Source organism: Streptomyces sp. NBC_00236 (genome assembly GCF_036195045.1).
In the GTDB taxonomy this organism is placed as follows: Bacteria; Actinomycetota; Actinomycetes; order Streptomycetales; family Streptomycetaceae; genus Streptomyces.
The window spans coordinates 3,514,086-3,532,883 of the sequence record NZ_CP108100.1 but is presented as its reverse complement, the minus strand read 5'-3'; the positions used below and the strand labels follow the sequence as shown (position 1 = coordinate 3,532,883).

Annotated in this window: 16 protein-coding genes; 11 read left to right on the top strand and 5 right to left on the bottom strand. The window is 71.5% G+C overall.

The window, feature by feature from the left end; genetic code table 11:
• Entirely contained in the window at window positions 1-1,320 is a 1,320-nt protein-coding gene (locus OG446_RS15785) for a 3-oxoacyl-ACP reductase (protein ID WP_328894651.1), read from the bottom strand.
• A gap of 76 nt (window positions 1,321-1,396) precedes the next feature.
• On the opposite strand from OG446_RS15785, the gene OG446_RS15780 reads away from it, so the two are divergent.
• The 9 genes from OG446_RS15780 (at window position 1,397) to OG446_RS15740 (ending at window position 12,629) form a co-directional block, all read left to right on the top strand.
• A complete protein-coding gene (locus tag OG446_RS15780; protein ID WP_328894650.1) occupies window positions 1,397-2,674 on the top strand; it encodes an acetyl-CoA C-acetyltransferase in 1,278 nt (425 codons plus the stop codon).
• A 96-nt stretch (window positions 2,675-2,770) separates the two neighbouring features.
• Window positions 2,771-4,684: an AMP-dependent synthetase/ligase gene (locus tag OG446_RS15775; RefSeq protein ID WP_328894649.1), complete on the top strand. Its 1,914-nt coding sequence runs from the start codon at window positions 2,771-2,773 to the stop codon at window positions 4,682-4,684.
• 121 nt (window positions 4,685-4,805) lie between these two features.
• Window positions 4,806-5,111 carry a hypothetical protein gene (locus OG446_RS15770; protein WP_328894648.1) on the top strand — a complete coding sequence of 102 codons (306 nt, stop codon included), beginning with the start codon at window positions 4,806-4,808 and terminating at the stop codon, window positions 5,109-5,111.
• Window positions 5,112-5,312: 201 nt separating this feature from the next.
• Complete coding sequence (locus tag OG446_RS15765) at window positions 5,313-6,275, top strand: LLM class F420-dependent oxidoreductase (RefSeq protein WP_328894647.1); 963 nt, start codon at window positions 5,313-5,315, stop codon at window positions 6,273-6,275.
• 10 nt (window positions 6,276-6,285) lie between these two features.
• Window positions 6,286-7,071 carry an SDR family NAD(P)-dependent oxidoreductase gene (locus tag OG446_RS15760; protein WP_328894646.1) on the top strand — a complete coding sequence of 262 codons (786 nt, stop codon included), beginning with the start codon at window positions 6,286-6,288 and terminating at the stop codon, window positions 7,069-7,071.
• A 127-nt stretch (window positions 7,072-7,198) separates the two neighbouring features.
• Window positions 7,199-8,320 carry an LLM class flavin-dependent oxidoreductase gene (locus OG446_RS15755; protein WP_328894645.1) on the top strand — a complete coding sequence of 374 codons (1,122 nt, stop codon included), beginning with the start codon at window positions 7,199-7,201 and terminating at the stop codon, window positions 8,318-8,320.
• Window positions 8,321-8,481: 161 nt separating this feature from the next.
• The gene (locus OG446_RS15750; protein ID WP_328894644.1) at window positions 8,482-10,221 is read left to right on the top strand and encodes an N-acyl-D-amino-acid deacylase family protein; all 1,740 of its coding nucleotides are present in this window, start codon (window positions 8,482-8,484) and stop codon (window positions 10,219-10,221) included.
• Window positions 10,218-11,681, top strand: a complete 1,464-nt coding sequence (locus tag OG446_RS15745; protein ID WP_328894643.1) for an aldehyde dehydrogenase family protein — start codon at window positions 10,218-10,220, stop codon at window positions 11,679-11,681. Before OG446_RS15750 ends, OG446_RS15745 begins: the two co-directional genes overlap by 4 nt.
• 108 nt (window positions 11,682-11,789) lie before the next feature.
• Entirely contained in the window at window positions 11,790-12,629 is an 840-nt protein-coding gene (locus OG446_RS15740) for a hypothetical protein (protein ID WP_328894642.1), read from the top strand.
• A gap of 42 nt (window positions 12,630-12,671) precedes the next feature.
• Here the strand turns inward: OG446_RS15740 and OG446_RS15735 are convergent, their stop codons facing one another.
• Complete coding sequence (locus OG446_RS15735; protein ID WP_328894641.1) at window positions 12,672-13,025, bottom strand: hypothetical protein; 354 nt, start codon at window positions 13,023-13,025, stop codon at window positions 12,672-12,674.
• A gap of 98 nt (window positions 13,026-13,123) precedes the next feature.
• Here OG446_RS15735 and OG446_RS15730 point away from each other — a divergent pair, with 98 nt between their 5' ends.
• Window positions 13,124-13,969 (top strand): LLM class F420-dependent oxidoreductase, encoded by an 846-nt coding sequence (locus tag OG446_RS15730; RefSeq protein ID WP_328894640.1) that lies wholly within the window; start codon window positions 13,124-13,126, stop codon window positions 13,967-13,969.
• 30 nt (window positions 13,970-13,999) lie between these two features.
• On the opposite strand, the gene OG446_RS15725 is transcribed toward OG446_RS15730, so the two are convergent.
• Window positions 14,000-15,502: a hypothetical protein gene (locus OG446_RS15725; protein WP_328894639.1), complete on the bottom strand. Its 1,503-nt coding sequence runs from the start codon at window positions 15,500-15,502 to the stop codon at window positions 14,000-14,002.
• A gap of 147 nt (window positions 15,503-15,649) precedes the next feature.
• Here OG446_RS15725 and OG446_RS15720 point away from each other — a divergent pair, with 147 nt between their 5' ends.
• A complete protein-coding gene (locus tag OG446_RS15720) occupies window positions 15,650-16,411 on the top strand; it encodes a MerR family transcriptional regulator (RefSeq protein WP_328898313.1) in 762 nt (253 codons plus the stop codon).
• 341 nt (window positions 16,412-16,752) lie between these two features.
• Here the strand turns inward: OG446_RS15720 and OG446_RS15715 are convergent, their stop codons facing one another.
• Window positions 16,753-17,541, bottom strand: coding sequence for a hypothetical protein (locus OG446_RS15715; RefSeq protein WP_328894638.1), 789 nt, complete (start codon window positions 17,539-17,541; stop codon window positions 16,753-16,755).
• A gap of 115 nt (window positions 17,542-17,656) precedes the next feature.
• Entirely contained in the window at window positions 17,657-18,703 is a 1,047-nt protein-coding gene (locus OG446_RS15710) for a hypothetical protein (protein ID WP_328894637.1), read from the bottom strand.
• Window positions 18,704-18,798 lie beyond the last annotated feature (95 nt).

The window sequence follows — 18,798 nt, the reverse complement described above, 5'->3', positions numbered from 1 at the left end:
TCACGCTCCCAGCAGGCTCTGGCCGCAGACCCGGACGATCTGGCCGTTGACGGCACTCGACGCGGGCTGGGCGAACCACGCTGTCGTCTCGGCGACGTCGACCGGGAGGCCGCCCTGAGAGAGGGAGTTCATGCGGCGGCCCGCCTCGCGGATGAAGAGCGGGACGGCCGCGGTCATCTTCGTCTCGATGAAGCCGGGGGCCACCGCGTTGACCGTGACGCCGTGGTCGGCGGCGGCGCGCGGGGCGAGTGAGCGGACGAGGCCGATGATGCCGGCCTTGCTGGCCGCGTAGTTCGTCTGGCCGTTGTTGCCGGCGATGCCCGCGATGGAGGCCGTGGCGACGATCCGGCCGCCGCGGTTGACGGTTCCGGCCTTGAGCAGCGCGTCGGTGGTGCGCAGGACGCTGTCGAGGTTGACGTCGATGACCGGGGCCCAGCGGTCGGCGGGCATGTTGGCGAGGCGGCGGTCGCGGGTGATGCCGGCGTTGTGGACGAGGATGTCGAGGCCGTCCGGGGCCGCGGCGGCGATCCGTTCGGCCGCGTCGGCGGCGGTGATGTCCAGCGGCAGGGCGGTGGCGCCGAGCCGGTCGGCGGTGCGGACGAGGTCTTCCCGGGCCTGCGGGATGTCCAGGCAGATGACGTGGGCGCCGTCCCGGGCGAGGACGGAGGCGACCGAGGCGCCGATGCCGCGGGCGGCGCCGGTGACCAGTGCGGTGCGGCCGGTGAGGGGGGCCGCCCAGTCGGCGACGGGGTCGGGAGCGGCGTCGGTCACCTCGATGACCTGGCCGCTGATGTACGCGGACCGGGGTGAGAGCAGGAAGCGCAGGGTGGACCCGGCACCGGCGACCGAGCCGGGGGCGATGCGCACCAGTTGCACCGTGGCGCCCTTGCCTATCTCCTTGCCCAGGGAGCGCACGAACCCTTCGAGGGCCTGCTGGGCGGCGGCCTGGTGGTGGTCGTCCGGGGACGGGCGCACCCCGAGGACGACGATGCGGCCGCCGGGTGCGAGCGAGCGGACGACCGGGTGGAGTGCGGCGTGCACGGCTGCGAGGCCGGCGGCGGTGTCGACGGCGGTCGCGTCCAGGACGATTCCGGCGGGCCGTTCGGCGTGGGCCACGATCTCGGGACCGCAGGCGGCGAGGACGGTGCCGAGTGCGTCCGTGACGGCGGAGTCCCCGGCGGTGAGGTGGAGGACCGGGCCGGGCAGTGTCGGCGTCTCCAGGGTCCAGCGGCGCAGCCGTGCGGGCTGGGGCAGGCCGAGTCTCCGGGTCAGGAATCGGCCGGTTGTCGTGCTGGTGAGGTGCAGATAGCGGTCGGCCATTGTCCAGACTCCCTGCTCGGTCGTAGATTTACTCTGGAGTAAGGTTACTCAAGAGTCAGGAGTTGGTCGAGATGAGTTGGTCGAGTTGATCCCCCTCGCACTCCCGCAGCCCCGCAGGGTCGCGGTCATCGGTGGCAGCCGTATCCCCTTCGCACGCTCCGACGGGCCGTACGCGCAGGCCTCCAACCAGCAGATGCTCACCGCCGCGCTGGACGGTCTGGTCGAGCGCTTCGGGCTCCAGGGACAGCGGGTCGGCGAGTTCGCCGCGGGCGCGGTCCTCAAGCACAGCCGGGACTTCAACCTGGCCCGGGAGACCGTGCTCGGCTCACGGCTCGACCCGCGCACCCCCGCGTACGACGTCCAGCAGGCGTGCGGCACCGGCCTCCAGGCCGTGATCGCCGCCGCCAACAAGATCATGCTCGGCGCGATCGACTCCGCGATCGCGGGCGGCGCGGACACCACGAGCGACGCGCCGCTCGGCGTCAACGACGAGCTGCGCAGGCTGCTGCTGTCCGCCCGGCGTGCGAAGTCGACGGGCGGGAAGGCCAAGGCCCTTGCGGGCGTACGTCCCCGGCACCTCGTCCCGGACATCCCGCGCAACGCCGAACCCCGCACCGGCCTCTCGATGGGCGACCACGCGGCGGTCACCGCCCGGCAGTGGGACATCGGCCGCGCGGAGCAGGACCTGCTCGCCGCCACCAGCCACCAGCGGCTCGCCGCCGCGTACGACCGGGGTTTCCTGGACGACCTCGTCGTCCCGTACCTGGGCCTGGAACGCGACCAGAACCTGCGCCCGGGCTCCACCGTGGAGAAACTCGCCACGCTGAAGCCGGTGTTCGGCGCGGACCACCCGGACGCGACGATGACCGCGGGCAACTCGACGCCGCTCACGGACGGCGCCGCGACCGTACTCCTGGCGAGCGAGGAGTGGGCCGAGCGCCACGGTCTGGAGCCGCAGGCGTACCTCTCGCTGTACGAGACGGCCGCGGTCGACTACGTGGGCGGCGAGGACGGGCTGCTGATGGCGCCCGCGTACGCCGTGCCGCGGATGCTGGAGCGGGCCGGGCTCGGCGTCCGGGACTTCGACCTCTTCGAGGTCCACGAGGCCTTCGCCTCCCAGGTGCTGGCCACGCTGGCCGCCTGGGAGAAGCAGGGGCTGGCGCCCGTCGACCGGGAGAAGCTCAATGTGGCCGGGTCCTCCCTCGCCACCGGGCACCCGTTCGCCGCGACGGGCGCGCGGATCGTCGCCACCCTGGCCAAGCTCCTCGCGGAGCGCGATGCCCCGGGCCGCGGGCTGATCTCGGTCTGTGCGGCGGGCGGCCAGGGGGTCACGGCGATCCTCGAACGCGTCTGACCGGTAGAGAAGTTGAGCACGGTCCGGCGCGGGCATCAGGGCCCGCCGCCGGACGGACCAGGTGAACCGCCCGACCCCGATGCCGAGGAGCCTCACGTGTCCACGCGATCCGCCCCATCCACCGCCCCGTCCACCCCCGTCCTGGTCGAGCCGACGAAGGTCAGGGCCGCCGACGGCACCGTCCAGCAGGTGTCCGTCCCGGCGTTCGCCCAGCCGGTGCGCCGTGGCTCCCTCGCCGAGATCCCGTTCGACAACGCCCGCGAGGCTCCCTCGGACGCCGTCCTCAGCCGTAAGCAGCCGGACGGCAGCTGGCAGGACGTGACGGCGACGGAGTTCGCGGCCGAGGTCCTCGCCGTCGCCAAGGGCCTGATCGCGGAGGGCCTGCGGGGCGGCGACCGCATCGCGATCATGGCGCGTACGACGTACGAGTGGACGCTGCTCGACTTCGCGTCCTGGGCCGCCGGTCTGGTCACCGTCCCCATTTACCCGACCTCGTCCGCCTTCCAGGCCCGTTGGATACTCCAGGACTCCGGTGCGGTCGCCTGCGCCGTCGAGACGGCCGAACAGGGCCGCATCATCAGCCAGGAACGCAAACAGCTCGGCGACCTCACGCATCTCTGGCAGTTCGACACGGGCGCGCTGGGCCGGCTGAAGAAGCTCGGCGAGAACATCCCCGACGACGCCGTGGCCGCGCGCCGCGCCACCCTGGAGCCGGAGACCCCGGCCACGCTCATCTACACCTCGGGCACCACGGGCCGCCCCAAGGGCTGTGTCCTGACGCACGGGAATTTCTTCGCCGAGGTCGACAACGCCATCGAGCTGCTGCACCCGGTCTTCAAATCCGTCAGCAAGTACCCCGCCTCCACCCTCCTGTTCCTGCCGCTGTCGCACGTCTTCGGCCGGATGGTCGCGATCGGGTGTCTGCGCGCCCGGGTCCGCCTCGGTCACGCCCCGTCGATCCGGACCGAGGACCTGCTCGCCGACCTGGCCGGCTTCAAACCGTCGTTCCTGCTGGCGATCCCGTACGTCCTGGAGAAGGTCTACAACACCGGCCGGGCCACCGCCGAGAAGATGGGCCGCGCCTCGTCCTTCGACCGGGCCGCCCGGATCGCCCAGCGCTACGGCCAGGCCGTCGAGGCAGCCGAACACGGCACGGGCCCCGGCCCCGGCCTCGGCCTGCGGGCGGCCCGCGCGCTCTACGACCCGCTGGTCTACCGCCGCATCCGGGCGGCGCTGGGCGGCCATGTCCGCTACGCGATCTGCGGCGGCTCCCCGCTGGGCCGCCGGCTCGCCGCCTTCTACGCGGGCGCGGGCATCGAGATCTTCGAGGGCTACGGCCTGACGGAGACCACGGCCGCGGCCACCGTCACCCCGCCGCTCAAGCCCCGCCTGGGGACGGTGGGCTGGCCGATGCCGGGCACCGCCGTACGCATCGGGGAGGACGGCGAGGTACTGCTCAGCGGCGGCCAGGTGTTCCAGGGCTACTGGGACACCGAACGCGGCGCGGCCGTTCCGGCCCTGGACGGCGGCTGGTTCGCCACCGGCGACCTGGGCGCGCTCGACGAGGACGGCTACCTCACGATCACCGGCCGCAAGAAGGACATCATCATCACGTCGGGCGGCAAGAACGTCACCCCGGCCCCGCTGGAGGACTGGCTGCGCGCGCACCCGCTGGTCAGCCAGTGCATGGTGGTCGGCGACAACCGCTCGTTCATCACCGCCCTGATCACCCTGGAGCCGGACGGCCTGTCCCACTGGCGGCAGATGAAGAAGAAGCAGGACGTCCCGATGCGCGAACTCGTCCACGACGAGGACTTGCGCGCGGCGCTCCAGCGCGCGGTGGACGAGGCCAACCGTCTGGTCTCGCGTGCGGAGTCGATCCGTAAGTTCACGGTCCTGCCGGTGGACTTCACGGAGGACGGCGGGCACCTGACGCCGTCCCTGAAGCTGAAGAGGGACGCGATCGCGCGGGACTTCGCGGGGGAGATCGAGGAGTTGTACCGGAGGTAGGGCGGGGCGGCGGCCGGGGCGGTGACTGCTGCCCGTCCTCCGCCGCCCGCCCGGGCGCGGACCGGTGCGAGTGAGTACCGCTACTCAGGCGCGGCGCCGTGAGGGAGAGCACGCTTCCTGTATGAAGGTAACGGGGGAAGACGCGGCGCTGGCGTTCCTGACGGCCTTGGTGGTCTGGATCTTCGGGACTCTGGTGAGCTGGCGGGTGGTCGGGGCGAGCCTCTCCGGAGGTGACTTCCCCCGGACGAGCCCGGGGGAGTGGGCGGTGACCCTGGGGGCGACAACCCTGGTGGTTGCCGCGCCGGCCCTGGTCATCCGGCCCGCCTGGAAACTGCGGCTCTGGCTCACGGTGGCGGTCAACACGGTGCTGTTCCTCACCCTGTCCGGTCTGGCGCTGTGGTGGTTCGCCGTGGTGCTCCCCGCCTGACCGCCGGGTCGGGTTCCCGTCGGCCGAGTCGAACGCGGGCCTGGAGGTCGGCGGTCCTCCGGTGATCCCCTGAGCCCCTTCTCTCCGGAAGCCCTTGCCTGATGGAGCGTCACGTACGACGATGACCCCGCTCGCAATATGACGATCCGTCAGATTCGGGCGCCGTCATGCCAGGCCGTTCCAGGGGAAGGAGGCCGTTCGGTGCCGATATCGCCCGCCGGACCGCTGTCGTACGGGATGCAGCTCCCGATCCAGTCGCAGAGCGCCATCTACGCAGAGCCGTGGGAGGCCGGGGCCACCCCGGCCGACCTCGCCGAGATCGCCCGCACCGCCGACCGGGCCGGGTTCACCTACCTGGCGAGCTGTGACCACGTCGCCATCCCCCGCAGGCTCGCGGGGGCGATGAGCACCGTCTGGTACGACCCCGTCGCCACGCTCGCCTTCCTCGCGGGGATCACCGAGCGCGTGCTGCTCATGAGCCATGTGGCCGTCGTCGGGCTGCGGCATCCGCTGGCGACCGCCAAGCAGTACGCCACCCTCGACCACCTCAGCGGCGGCCGGCTGATCCTAGGGGTCGGCGCCGGGCACGTGCGGGAGGAGTTCGAGGCGCTCGGGGCGGACTTCGACGGGCGGGGCGGGGTGCTCGACGAGAGCATCGACGCGCTCAAGGCCGCGCTCGGGCCCGAGGAGTACCCGGAGTTCGAGGGGGAACGGTTCTCCTTCAGCGGGCTCGGGCAGCTGCCCCGGCCCGCCCAGGAGCGGGTGCCGGTCTGGGTGGGCGGGTCGTCGCCCGCGGCGGTGCGCCGGGCCGCCGTGCGGGGGGACGGCTGGCTGCCGCAGGGGGACCCCCGGGAGAAGCTGCCCGCGCAGATCGGGCGGCTGCACGCACTCCGCGAGGCGGCGGGGGTGGACAGGCCGATCGTCGTCGGGGCCATCACCGAGCCGCTGTACGTGGGGGAGCCGGGCTGGTCCGTGGGGCGGCGCACGCTCAGCGGGAAGCCGGAGGCCCTCGCGGAGTCGCTGCGGGAGTACGGCGCGATGGGGGTGCACCAGATCCAGGTGCGCTTCCGCAGCCGCAGCAGAAGTGAACTGACCGATCAGATGGCGGCGTTCGCCGCCGAAGTCGCACCGCACCTCGGAAACCTCGACAACCTCGACAGGTAGGAGTCAGGCCATGGGCAAGCTGGACGGGCGGACCGTACTGATCAGCGGCGCGGCGCGCGGGCAGGGTGAGCAGGAGGCGCGGCTCTTCGTCGCCGAGGGTGCGCGGGTGGTGATCGCCGACGTGCTCGACGAGCAGGGCGAGGCCCTCGCCAAGGAGCTGGGGGAGGATGCCGCGCTCTTCGTGCACCTGGACGTGAGCCGGGAGGAGGACTGGCAGTCCGCCGTCGTCGCCGCCAAGGACGCGTTCGGGAAGATCGACGGGCTGGTCAACAACGCGGGCATCCTGCGCTTCAACGAGCTGGTGTCCACGCCGTTGGAGGAGTTCCAGCAGGTGGTGCAGGTCAACCAGGTGGGGGCCTTCCTGGGGATCAGGAACGTCGCGCCCGAGATCGAGGCGGCCGGTGGCGGGACCATCGTCAACACCTCCTCGTACACCGGTCTGACCGGCATGGCGTTCGTCGGCGCGTACGCGGCGACCAAGCACGCGGTGCTGGGGCTGACCAAGGTGGCGGCCGTGGAGCTGGCCGCGAAGGGCATCCGGGTCAACGCCATGTGCCCCGGCGCCGTGGACACCCCGATGACCAATCCGGCGGCGCTGGACCCGGACGCCGACCCGGTGGAGACGGCGGAGGCCGTGGGGGCCCTGTACAAGAAGCTGGTGCCGCTCGGGCGGATCGGCCGGCCCGAGGAGGTGGCGGCGCTCGCGCTCTTCCTGACCTCGGACGACTCCTCGTACATCACCGGTCAGCCGTTCGTCATCGACGGCGGGTGGCTGGCGGGAGTGAGCCTGTTCTGACTGTTCCGGGACCCGGGGATCGATCCTGACGGGGCATCAGGTATTGACGGGTCGGGGTGTCGGTGGAACAGTCGGACGCATCAGAATCTGACGGTGTGTCAGAAACGATTGAGGACGGTGAACCCCCTTGGAATTCGGGCTCTTTGTACAGGGGTACGTGCCCGCCGCGCGGGCCAAGGCCGACCCCGGGGCAGAGCACAAGGCGCTGATCGAGGAGACCGAGTACGTCATCCAGGCGGACAAGTCCGGCTTCAAGTACGCCTGGGCCTCCGAGCACCACTTCCTGGAGGAGTACTCGCATCTCTCGGCCAACGACGTGTACCTGGGCTATCTCGCACACGCCACGGACCGCATCCACCTCGGATCCGGCATCTTCAACCCGCTCGCCCCGGTCAACCACCCGGTGAAGGTGGCCGAGAAGGTCGCCATGATGGACCACCTCTCGGAGGGCCGCTTCGAGTTCGGCTCCGGCCGCGGGGCGGGCACCCACGAGATCCTCGGCTTCATGCCGGGCATCACCGACATGAACCACACCAAGGAACTCTGGGAAGAGACCATCGCCGAGTTCCCCAAGATGTGGCTCCAGGACGAGTACGTCGGCTTCCAGGGCAAGAGCTGGTCGCTGCCGCCGCGCAAGATCCTGCCCAAGCCGTACGGGAAGTCGCACCCGGCGATGTGGTACGCGGCCGGCTCGCCGTCCTCGTACGCCATGGCCGGGAAGAAGGGCCTCGGCGTGCTGGGCTTCAGCGTGCAGAAGGTCTCCGACATGGAGTGGGTCGTCGAGTCCTACAAGAACGCGGTCAAGGACGCCGAGCCGATCGGTGACTTCGTCAACGACAACGTGATGGTCACCTCGACGGCGATCTGCGCCGAGACCCACAAGAAGGCCGTCGAGATCGCGGTGGGCGGCGGGCTGAACTACCTCCAGTCGCTGCTGTTCCGCTACCACGACACGTTCCCGCGGCCGGAGGGCATCCCGGAGTGGCCCGAGCTGCTGCCGGAGTACTCCGAGGAGATCATCGAGCTCCTGATCGCCGAGGAGCTGATGATCTGCGGCGACCCGGACGAGGTGCTGGGGCAGTGCCGTCGCTGGGAGCAGGCGGGAGCGGACCAGCTGAGCTTCGGGCTGCCGATCGGTCTCAGCCCCGAGGACACGCTGAACTCGATCAAGCTGATCGGTGAGCACGTGATCCCGAAGATCGACACGGATCCGGTCCACCGGACGACCCGGTTCCGCGACGCGGCATGAAATCAGGCCCCTCCGGCGATTGAGGAGCGGGGGTCCGGGGGCAGCGCCCCCGGCCACACGGGCGGCGTCTTCCCGGACCGCCGCTCCGCGAGCCGGGGTGCGTACCGCGGCCGTACGCACCCCGGCGCAACAGAACCGACCATGGAGAAAGGGACCCCGTCATGCTCGACCACCTCATCCGCGGAGCGACCGTCGTGGACGGCACCGGCGGACCCTCCTACCGTGCGGACCTCGGCATCCGGGCCGGCCGCATCGCCGTCATCGCGGAGCCCGGGACCGTCGCGGAGGAGGCCGTGACCTCCGAGGACGCCACCGGTCTCGTCCTCGCGCCCGGGTTCGTCGACCCGCACACCCACTACGACGCCCAGCTCTTCTGGGACCCGTACGCCACCCCGTCGATGAACCACGGCGTCACCACCGTCGCCGGCGGCAACTGCGGGTTCACCCTCGCCCCGCTCCACCCGGACCGGCCCGAGGACGCCGACTACACCCGGCGCATGATGTCGCGGGTCGAGGGCATGGCCCTCAAGGCCCTGGAGGAGGGCGTCGACTGGAGCTGGTCCAGCTTCCGCGAGTACCTCGACGCGCTCGACGGGCGGATCGCCGTGAACGCCGGGTTCATGGTCGGCCACTGCGCCCTGCGCCGCCACGTCATGGGCGCCGACGCGGTCGGCGGCCAGCCCACACCCGCCCAACTCGACGCCATGCTGGCCCTGTTCCACGACGCGATGGACGCCGGGGCATGGGGCCTGTCCACCACCCAGTCCTCCACCCACTCCGACGGCAACGGACAGCCGGTCGCCTCCCGCCACGCACTCCCCGAAGAGCTCCTCGCGCTGTCCCGGGCCGTCGGCGAGCACGAGGGCACGCAGATCGAGGCGATCGTCGCCGGCTGCCTCGACCAGTTCTCCGACGACGAGATCGAGCTGTTCGTCGACATGACGGCCGCCGCCGGGCGCCCGCTCAACTGGAACGTCCTGACCATCGACGCCGCCGTCCCCGAACGCGTACCGCGCCAGCTGATCCCCAGCGAGCGCGCCCGTCGCGCGGGCGGCCGCATCGTGGCGCTGACGATGCCGATCCTCACCCCGATGAACATGTCGCTCGGCACGTTCTGCGCCCTCAACCTGATCCCCGGCTGGGGCGACATCCTCGCCCTGCCCGTCCCCGAACGCATCGAGCGGCTCCGGGACGCGGACACCCGTGCCGAGATGCTGCGCCGCGCCGACAGCAAGGAGGCGGGCGTCTTCCGCCGCCTCGCGAACTTCGGCCGGTACGTCATCGGTGACACGTACAGCGAGGCGAACGAGGGCCTCAGCGGCCGGGTCGTCAGGGACATCGCGGCCGAACGCGGCCAGGACGCCTTCCACTGCCTGGTCGAGATCTGCGCGGCCGACGGCCTGCGTACGGTGCTGTGGCCGATGCCCACCGACAACGACCCCGAATCCTGGGCGCTGCGGCAGCGCACCTGGGAGCACGAGGACGTCATGCTCGGCGGCTCCGACGCGGGCGCCCACCTGGACCGGATGTGCGGCGCCCCGTACACGACGCGCTTCCTCGGCGACTGCCTGCGCGGCCGCAGGCTCATGCCGCTGGAACGGGCCGTGAAGATGCTGACCGACGACCCGGCCCGCCTCTTCGGCCTCCGCGACCGCGGCCGCGTCGAGGAGGGCTTCCACGCCGACCTCGTGCTCTTCGACCCCGAACGCATCGACGCGGGCCCCGCCACCCTCGTCCACGACCTGCCCGGCGACAGCCCCCGGCTCGACTCCAAGGCCCTCGGCATCGTGTCGGTCCGCGTCAACGGGGTGGAGACCCTGCGCGACGACAAGGTGACCGGCGCGGTCCCCGGGACGGTGCTCCGTTCCGGCCGCGACACCCGGACGGTGAGCACGGTATGACCCCGACCCCGCAGCGCCTCTTCATCAACGGCGAGTGGACCGAACCCGCCGACGGCCACTACGAGGTGGTCGACCCGGCCACCGAGGAGACCGTCGGCCTCGCCCCCGAGGCGAGCCGCGCCCAGGTGTACGAGGCTGCTACCGCGGCCCGCGACGCCTTCGCCACCTGGTCCCGCACTCGCCCCGAGGAGCGCGCCGCGATCCTCGACCGCGCCGCCGACCTGATGCAGCGCGACTTCCTCGCCAACGCCGCCCTCGCGCAGGCGGAGAGCGGCGCCACCACCGGTACGGCCCGCGGCATGCAGGTCGCCGTGGGCGCGGCGCGCTACCGGCGGTACGCGAAGGGCGCGCTGGAACCGGTCGAGGAGGCCATCGCGCCGCAGATCAACGAGGCGGGCCCGATGGGCCGGGCCGGGATCTTCGGGGCGCTCGCCGTCCGCCAGCCGGTCGGCGTCGTCACCTGCATCACCTCGTACAACAACCCCTGGGCCAACCCGGCCGGCAAGATCGCGCCCGCGCTCGCCATGGGCAACACGGTCGTCGTGAAACCGGCTCCGCAGGACCCGCTCTCCGTCTACCGGATGGCCGAGGCCCTCGCGGAGGCGGGCGTACCGGCCGGGGTCGTCAACGTCGTCAGCGGTTCGGCCCCCGGAGTGGGCGAGGCCGCCGTCGACTCGCCCGCTGTCGACATGGTCAGCTTCACCGGCTCCACCGCGGTCGGGCAGCGCATCGCGGAGGTCTGCGGCCGTTCGATGAAACGGCAGCTGATGGAGCTGGGCGGGAAGGGCGCCGCCGTCGTCCTCGACGACGCCGACCTCGACTCGGCGGTCGCGGGCATCGGGACGACGTTCTCGTTCTACAGCGGTCAGATCTGTACGGCTCCGACCCGCGTCCTGGTCCAACGGGCCGTGCACGACGCGCTGATCGAGAAGCTCACCGCGTACGCCGGGTATCTGACGGTGGGCGATCCGACGGCGAAGGGCACGGTCGTCGGCCCGGTCATCTCCGCCGCGCACCGCGACCGCATCGAGTCGTACGTGGAACTGGGCCGCAAGGAAGGGGCCCGCGTCGTCACGGGCGGCGAACGCCCCGACCCGACCGGCCGCGGCTTCTACGTCGCGCCGACACTGCTGGCCGACTGCACCAACGACATGCGGGTCGTAAGGGAGGAGATCTTCGGCCCGGTCGTGGTCGTCGTCCCCTTCGACGACGAGGAGGAGGGCATCGCGCTGGCCAACGACAGCGACTACGGACTGATCGACTACGTCTGGTCCGGCGACGTGGCCCGCGCCTTCCGCGTCGCCCGCCGGCTGCGCGCGGGCGGGGTCGGCGTGAACACCATCGGCCGCAACATGGAGGCCCCGTTCGGCGGGTTCAAGCGGAGCGGGGTCGGGCGGGACGTCGGCTCGTACGCGCTGCACGCGTACAGCGAACTCCAGTCGATCGTCTGGCCGGGCTGAGGGCTGCCGAGCGGCCCGGTCCCCGCACACGAGCCCCCTGGGGGCCGGTTCTACTCTGTGCCCACGCGTCCGCGCCGGATCCGGTGCGGACGGTGAGGAGGAGGGGACATGCGAAGACATGTGCTGTGGGGCACGGTGGCCGCTTCGGTGGTCATGGCCGTGCTGGGGGCGTCACCGGCGCACGCAGAGGGGCGGGGCGACATCAGGGTCGTCAAGGCGGTGGCCAACAACGGCAGGAGCGTCGTCGTCGGCATCCGCGGAGCGGTGACCTTCCCGGTCAAGCTGACGATCAAGGACAACTCGGGCGTCAAGGGGGTGGGGGATCTCGACGCGCACAGCGCGAACACCGCCTACGGCGCTCCGGCCGAGACGGTCGGGGTCACCTGCAAGAAGCTGAGCAGCACCACCTCGGACTGCACGGGGACGCTGCGCTTCGATCCCGCCTGGTTTCCCGGGTACAGCGAGCGCAATGCCAACGAGGGGGCCGGTGGCTGGGACGTCTACGGCATCGTCAACGCCAACGACAGGGACTACTGGATCTACGATGCGCTCGCCCCGTTCACGTTGAAGCGAGCGGCGACGCTGAAGGTGTCCGCGACGCGGCCCGACCTGTTCGGCACCAGCAAGCAGGTCAAGGTCACCGGAGCGCTGGCCCGCGCCGACTGGGAGGCGCTGAAGTACCGCGGCTACGGCGGCCAGAGCCTGAAGCTGCAGTTCAGGAAGGCCGGGGCCGCCTCGTACACGACGGTGAAGACGGTGAAGACGAACAGCGCGGGCCAGGTCAGTACGACGGTGACCGCGTCCGCTTCGGGCACCTGGCGCTGGTTCTACCCGGGCACGTCCACCACCGCGCAGACCGCGTCCGCGGGCGACACCGTCGCCTTCGGGCCCATGGTCATGCGCTCCAGTGCGGCCAAGTCGCCCCTGCACAACGTCTCGGCAGGGTGAGGGACCGCGCCGCTCGCCGCCCGGCCGGGGTGGCGAGCGGCGCTAGTTGCGCCGTGCGCGGGCGATGAGCACGAACGCGATGACGCCGACCACGATCACGGCCAGCACGATCCCCACGATCAGCCCGCCGCCGAACCCGCCGGAGCTGTGCTTCCGCTTGCTCCTGCTCTTGCCCTTTGTCTTGTTCTTGCTCTTGTACATGTGCACGGCCTGGCGCACACCGGTGTGCGCGGACGCCGCCCCGTCCACATGCCCCGGGGCCTGTACCGAAGCGGTACGGGAGGCGGCGGACACGGAAGCGGGCGTGGCGGCGGATGCCGCAACGGGTGCGCCGCCTACGAGCACGCCCGTCAGGAACAGAGCGGTGAGAGTGGCGCGGGTGCGGTTGCGGACCATGGTGAATGACCTCCCCCGAAGTCGCCGAAGTCTCGGCTTTGCGCACGGTACGGCATACGTTTGAGCCGCCACCAGACAACGACGGAGGTGTCTTTCGTATGCGGATCGCCACGACGATCTTCCTCACCGACGAAACGATCACACCGGTGCGGCTCGCGCACCAGCTTGAGCAGCGGGGATTCGCCGGGCTCTACCTTCCGGAGCACACACACATCCCGGTGAGCCGGGAAACTCTTTACCCGGGAGGCGGCGAGCTGCCGCCCGAGTACGGCCGCACCCTGGACCCGTTCGTCGCCCTCGCGCAGGCCGCCGCGGTGACCGAACGGCTGGAACTGGGCACCGGGATCACGCTGGTCACCCAGCACGACCCGATCGATCTGGCCAAGCAGATCGCGACCCTCGACCACGTCTCGGGCGGCCGCTTCACGCTGGGTCTCGGGTTCGGATGGAACGTGGAGGAGGCGGCGGACCACGGGGTGAACTGGTCGACGCGCCGGGAGCTCGGCCGTGACCGGATGGCACTGATGCGTGCGCTGTGGTCTGCCGAACCCACGGCGTACGAGGGCGAGTTCGGCTCGGTCCGGGCGAGCCATGCCTACCCGAAGCCGGTCCAGAAGCCGCGCGGTCCGGTCGTGGGCCCGCGCACCCTGATCGGCGGCGCGGCGGGCCCGAAGCTGTTCGCGCACATCGCGGAGTACGCGGACGGCTGGATGCCGATCGGCGGCCGGGGCCTCACGGAGTCGGTGCCCGTCCTCCGTACGGCCTGGGAGTCGGCGGGCCGCGACCCCAAGGACCTTCAGGTGATCCCGTACGCGGTCCTGCCGAGCCCGGGCAAGCTGGCGCACTACGCGGACCTGGGCATCGAGGAGGTCGTCCTCCAGTTGCCGCCTGCTGCCGAACCGGAGGTCCTGCGGACGCTCGACGCGTTCGCGGAGTACCTCTGAGAGCCGCGTACCTCTGAGAGCCGCGTACCTCTAGGGCACCGGCTCCCCGGCCGCGGCGATCAGCTCGTACATCGTCGCGACCGGCAGCGCCGGATTCGCGGCAGCCCGGTGGGCGAGCTCGGGGTCGTCGAGGAGCGCCGCGATGCGGTCCTGTGGCAGTCGCGGGTGGCGGGCCGCATCCTCGCGGACCTGCGGGTCGGGGTCACGGGTGAGCCGGTCGGCGGTCTCCGCCGGGATCGCCGGGTCGAGCAGGGCCAGCCGCCGGACCGCCGGATCCTCGTCGCCGGCGAAGCGGGTGAGCCCGGAACGGGGGAAGTTGCCGTCACGGGTCACATGCCACCGGTCGCGGCCGGTGTGCTCCAGGAAGCAGCGGAGCAACAGCGCGGCCGGGGCGTCCGGATGGTTCTGGCCGAGCAGGACCCGTACGCCGAGGTCGGTGTCGTCGGCCAGGAGCGCGACGAGATCGGCGGGGAGACGCGGCTCGCCGGCGGCCCGTCGACGCAGGAGCGGGTGTGCGGACAGCGCGTGGGCGCGGACGAGCTCCAGGTCGGGCACCGACTCCGGGTCGTACACCGGCCAGAGGCAGTACGCCTCGTCCTGTTCCACCTCGTAGTCGATCGCAGCCCGTTCCGCCTCACTCAGCGCCGGATGCACGGAGAGCGCGAGCCGCACCCCCGGGTCGGGGTCCACAGCGAGTGCGCGGCGCTCGGCCGTCCCCAGGTCGGACCGGACGGCGACCTGGGCACGCACCTCGGGGTCCGGGTGGGCGGCCAGCAGGGCCACGGTCTCCGGCGGCGTGCTGTCGTTGAAGGCGATCGACCACGCATTCTGCGACAGCGCCTCCGCCACGACATCCGGGGCGAGCGCTCCGTACAGCAACAGGTGAGTACGCGCATGGCAGTGGTGCGCGGGAAGGTCCTCCCGCACCGCGTCCGGATCGCGGAGCCGTTCGTGCGAGCGTCTGTTCGCCTCGGCTGCCTTCCGTACCCCCGGGTCCGGGTCGGCCAGCAGGGCGGCCCGGATGTTGGGTGTCAGGGACGTCCAGGAGAGGCGGCTGATCCCCATGCGGCGGACCTTCGGTGACGGGTGAGTGGTCATCGCACGTTGCAGACCGGGTGAGACCAGGCGGTTGAGCTCCCACAGGTGGTCGCTCTCGTACGTCTCGATGATCCGTACGACGGTCCGGTCCGGCAACGGCCGGGGCGCGCACACATCGTCGGCGGCCCGGGGCTCCCGGGCCAGCCGCCCCCGTACGTGATACTCCGGATCGTCCACCAGCCGGGCCCGCTGCTCCGGATCCGCGTACGGGTTCTCGGCGAAGTAGCCGCGCGTCCACTTGTCCGGGTGTGCCACGACCGCGTCCACCACGGGACCGGGCAGCGCCCGGTCCCGGCACAGCGCCGCCCGCACGGCAGCGGACTCGCTCGCGAGCAGCCGCAGCAGGACGTCGACGGGCGCGGCCGGGTTGAGTGCCAGGCCGGCCAGCCGCCGTTCGTCCGGTCCCGCTGATGCGGATATCTGTTCAGAAGTCACGGCGGAATGCTCGCATGTGCTTCCACTCAGGCGCGGCCTCTGTCGCGGGCCCTTTTCGGCCGCGTCCGGCTTGCGCTTTACGTTGCGTCAACTCCTACGGTCATGTGTGTGGCCGGAGGAACCGGCCCGGTGAAGGGAGTCGCGGCCATGGCCTGGTCGATCGCGGAGGTGGTGCGGATGTCCGGGGTGACGTCCCGGACGCTGCGGCACTACGACGAGATCGGCCTGCTGCCGCCCGCGGGGATCGGGAGCAACGGGCACCGCTACTACGAGGAGGCCGGACTGCTGCGCCTGCAGCGGATCCTGCTGATGCGGGAACTGGGCCTGGGGCTGCGGGAGATCCGTCGCGTACTGGACGAGCACACCGACCCGGTGAGCGCCCTGCGCGAGCACCACAGGCGGCTGCGCGAGGAGCGTGACCGGCTGGACACGCTCGTCCGCACGGTCGAGCGGACCATCGCCGAACTGGAGGAAGGAAAGGACGACGACATGGCGAAGATCAACAGGCCGGAGAACCTGTTCGAGGGCCTGGAGCACACCGCTGAGGAGGATTCCGAGGTACGCGAGCGCTGGCCGGAGGCGTGGGAGGAGTCCCGCCGGGCCAGGGACACGATGACCGATGCCGACCAGGAGGCGTGGCAGCGCGAGGCCACCGCGCAGATGATCCGGCTCGCGGAGTTCATGGTGGCGGGCACACCGGCCGACGACCCCGCGGTGCAGGCCGAGACGGAAGCGCACTACCGGGGCGTCTGCCGGTTCTGGACGCCGAACGCGGAGGCGTACAGGGGCCTGGCCCGGACCTACGTGGACGACCCGCGGATGCGCGCCAACTTCGACCGGATCGCCGAGGGCCTGGCCGCGTACCAGCACGACGCGATGGTGGCCTACGCCGCGGCCCGCCTGAGCTGACCGGCCAGCCGGCACGGCCGGGGCGACCCGGGGGGCTGCAGACCCCCGACGTCCTACTTGGCCCTCGCTCCGTCCCACGCCTCGCGCCCGGGGAGTAAGTGCCGTACACCTCCTGTGCCTCCCAGCGGTGGGAGTTCTCCGAGCGTTCGGCTCCCGGCGTGACGCGCTCCGATATCGGCTATCGGCCCGGCAACGGCAACGGCAACGGCAACGGCCCCGACAACGGCCCCGGTCCCGGCGTACCGCTCCCGTGGGGATCGCCTGCCCGGGCGACGATGCCCGTCCGCACCCGCTCAGCCGCTCACCCGCTCAGCCGCTCACCCGCTCAGCCGCTCACCCGCTCAGCCGGCCGAGGTGTTCCGTGTCGCCTCGCGTGCCTCGGCGAGGGCGCGCTGTCTGATGTTGACGAACAACCGCATCCTGGTGGCGGCCATGACGTCATCCCGGCCGACGGTCCGCCGGGGCCCACTGCGGACGGACAGGGCCCGGAGGGATTCATCGAGCAACGGGAGCGGGGGCGAGGTCTGTTCGCCCGGCATCACGAGGGCGACCGTGCCGAATCGTCTGGCCCCGTCCTCGCGGACGACCATGACCGCGTCCCGGGCGAGGTCAGTCAGGAACGCGCTCGCGATCCCGTCCAGGTCGCGCACCATCGCCGGGACGGCCGTCACCCCCTGGCTCCGCAGCAGCTTCCTGACCCCGGCCTCGAACCGGTGGGAGCCGGCCACGGCACTCGGTCGGCGCGACCTGCTGCGCCTGGGCACAGGCACGATGGCGCCCGTGGCGTCGTGCACGACACCGTTCAGGCCCTTGAACGTCGGGCTGTAGCCGAACCACACGCCACCCACCTCGAGCTCGACGTTCCGGTCGATCGCCGAGATGAAATCCCTGGGCAGCAACTTCTTCCGGACCTCCTCCGCCGCCGCCTTCCTCGCGGCGGCGATGATCTCCGACAGCACGGTCCGCGTCACCGCCCCGGCGGCTATCGCGGCCGACCGGGAGACGTGCATCGTGGTTACGTCCCTGAACACCGCTTTGACGAGAGAGGGCGTGAACGGCAAGTCGTTCACCGAGGCGGGTTCGCGATCGCTGCGCTCAGGGCGTGCAGGGCTTGCGGGCTGTGCGGGCATCGGTAGGGACGCTCCCTGTTGACGGAGTTGGCGGAGTTTCCGGGAGCCTGGCCGCGGCTGCACAGCCGCCTCTGGGAGCGAGACGGCGACACACTTCGCGGACGGCAGTGAGTGCTCACTGTGCGAGTTCGATGTGGGGGTGGGAAGGGTCGGCGGGGCAGGTGTGGAGTTGGAGGGTGGAGCCGTCGGCGATGTTGATCCTTGTGAAGTTCGCCGGGGGGTAGCCCGCGGGGAGAGGCGTGGGGTTGGTTCGTTCCTCCTCCGGGGCCCAGCTCTTGCTGCCGTGGTCCCATTCGGTCGTGGCGATCGACAGGAGCGGGAGTGCCTCGGTGCCGCATGCGGGGCAGGGACGGGGCCTGGGGTCGCTGAGGCCCCAGGTGGACCAGCCGCCGGTCTTCCAGCCAGGGGCGTAGGCGAGTTCGTTGCGGTAGAACTCCTGGAGGTCGGCCGCGTCCGAGGTGTCCAGGGCCCATCCGGCTGCGTGCCACTGGCCCGGGTCGCCCAGCTCCTGTCGCAGCTCCTCGTCCAGCTCCATGTAGTGGGGGTATTCCGTGATCCGCTCGGGTGCGAGCAGGCACGGCTCCGGAAGATAGCTCTGGGACCGGATCGCGGTCGGCTCGGGGGGCGTGTCGAGTACATCGGTGACGGCGGCGGCGGAGCGCCAAAAGAGGGCGGTGCGGGGGTCGGCAGGGTGGTTGAAGGGGCACCACAGGACCTGGAGGAGGTCGGCGCCGTCAGGACCGGCCGGAGAGTGGCCATCGCGGGCGTAGAGCTGGGCGACGGGGAGCAGGGGGATGGGGCCCTCGGGCCAGGGGCGGCCCTGGAGGACCCGCTCCGCGTCCGCCAGCTCCTCGGGCGTGGGACGAGAGGCCGGGCGGCCGAGGTGCCGCCGGGCCGCGATCGCTACGCGGTTGCGGCGGAGGAGGCGGACGTCGTCCGGTGAGAGGACTGCCGAATCCGTGTGCCTGTCGTGCGGTTCGTCGCAGTGGGGCCACGGCTCGTCGGCGGGCCACAGGAGCGGTCCGCCGACGGAGCTGTCGTGCACGGTCGGCGACCCGGGCCGCGGGTGCAGCCGGGTCGCCGTACGGGCCAGTGGGGCCAGTTGAGGAAAGAGCGCAGTCACGTCGAACGGCCGTGGCGGGGTGGTGAAGGTGGCGTCCATGGTGGTGATGCTGCCAGTGACGTCTGACAACGGGCAGGTCAGCCCGTCGCGGTTCGTTGTACTGCGCCAACCAGCAGCCGTGCCCGGCGTGGCAG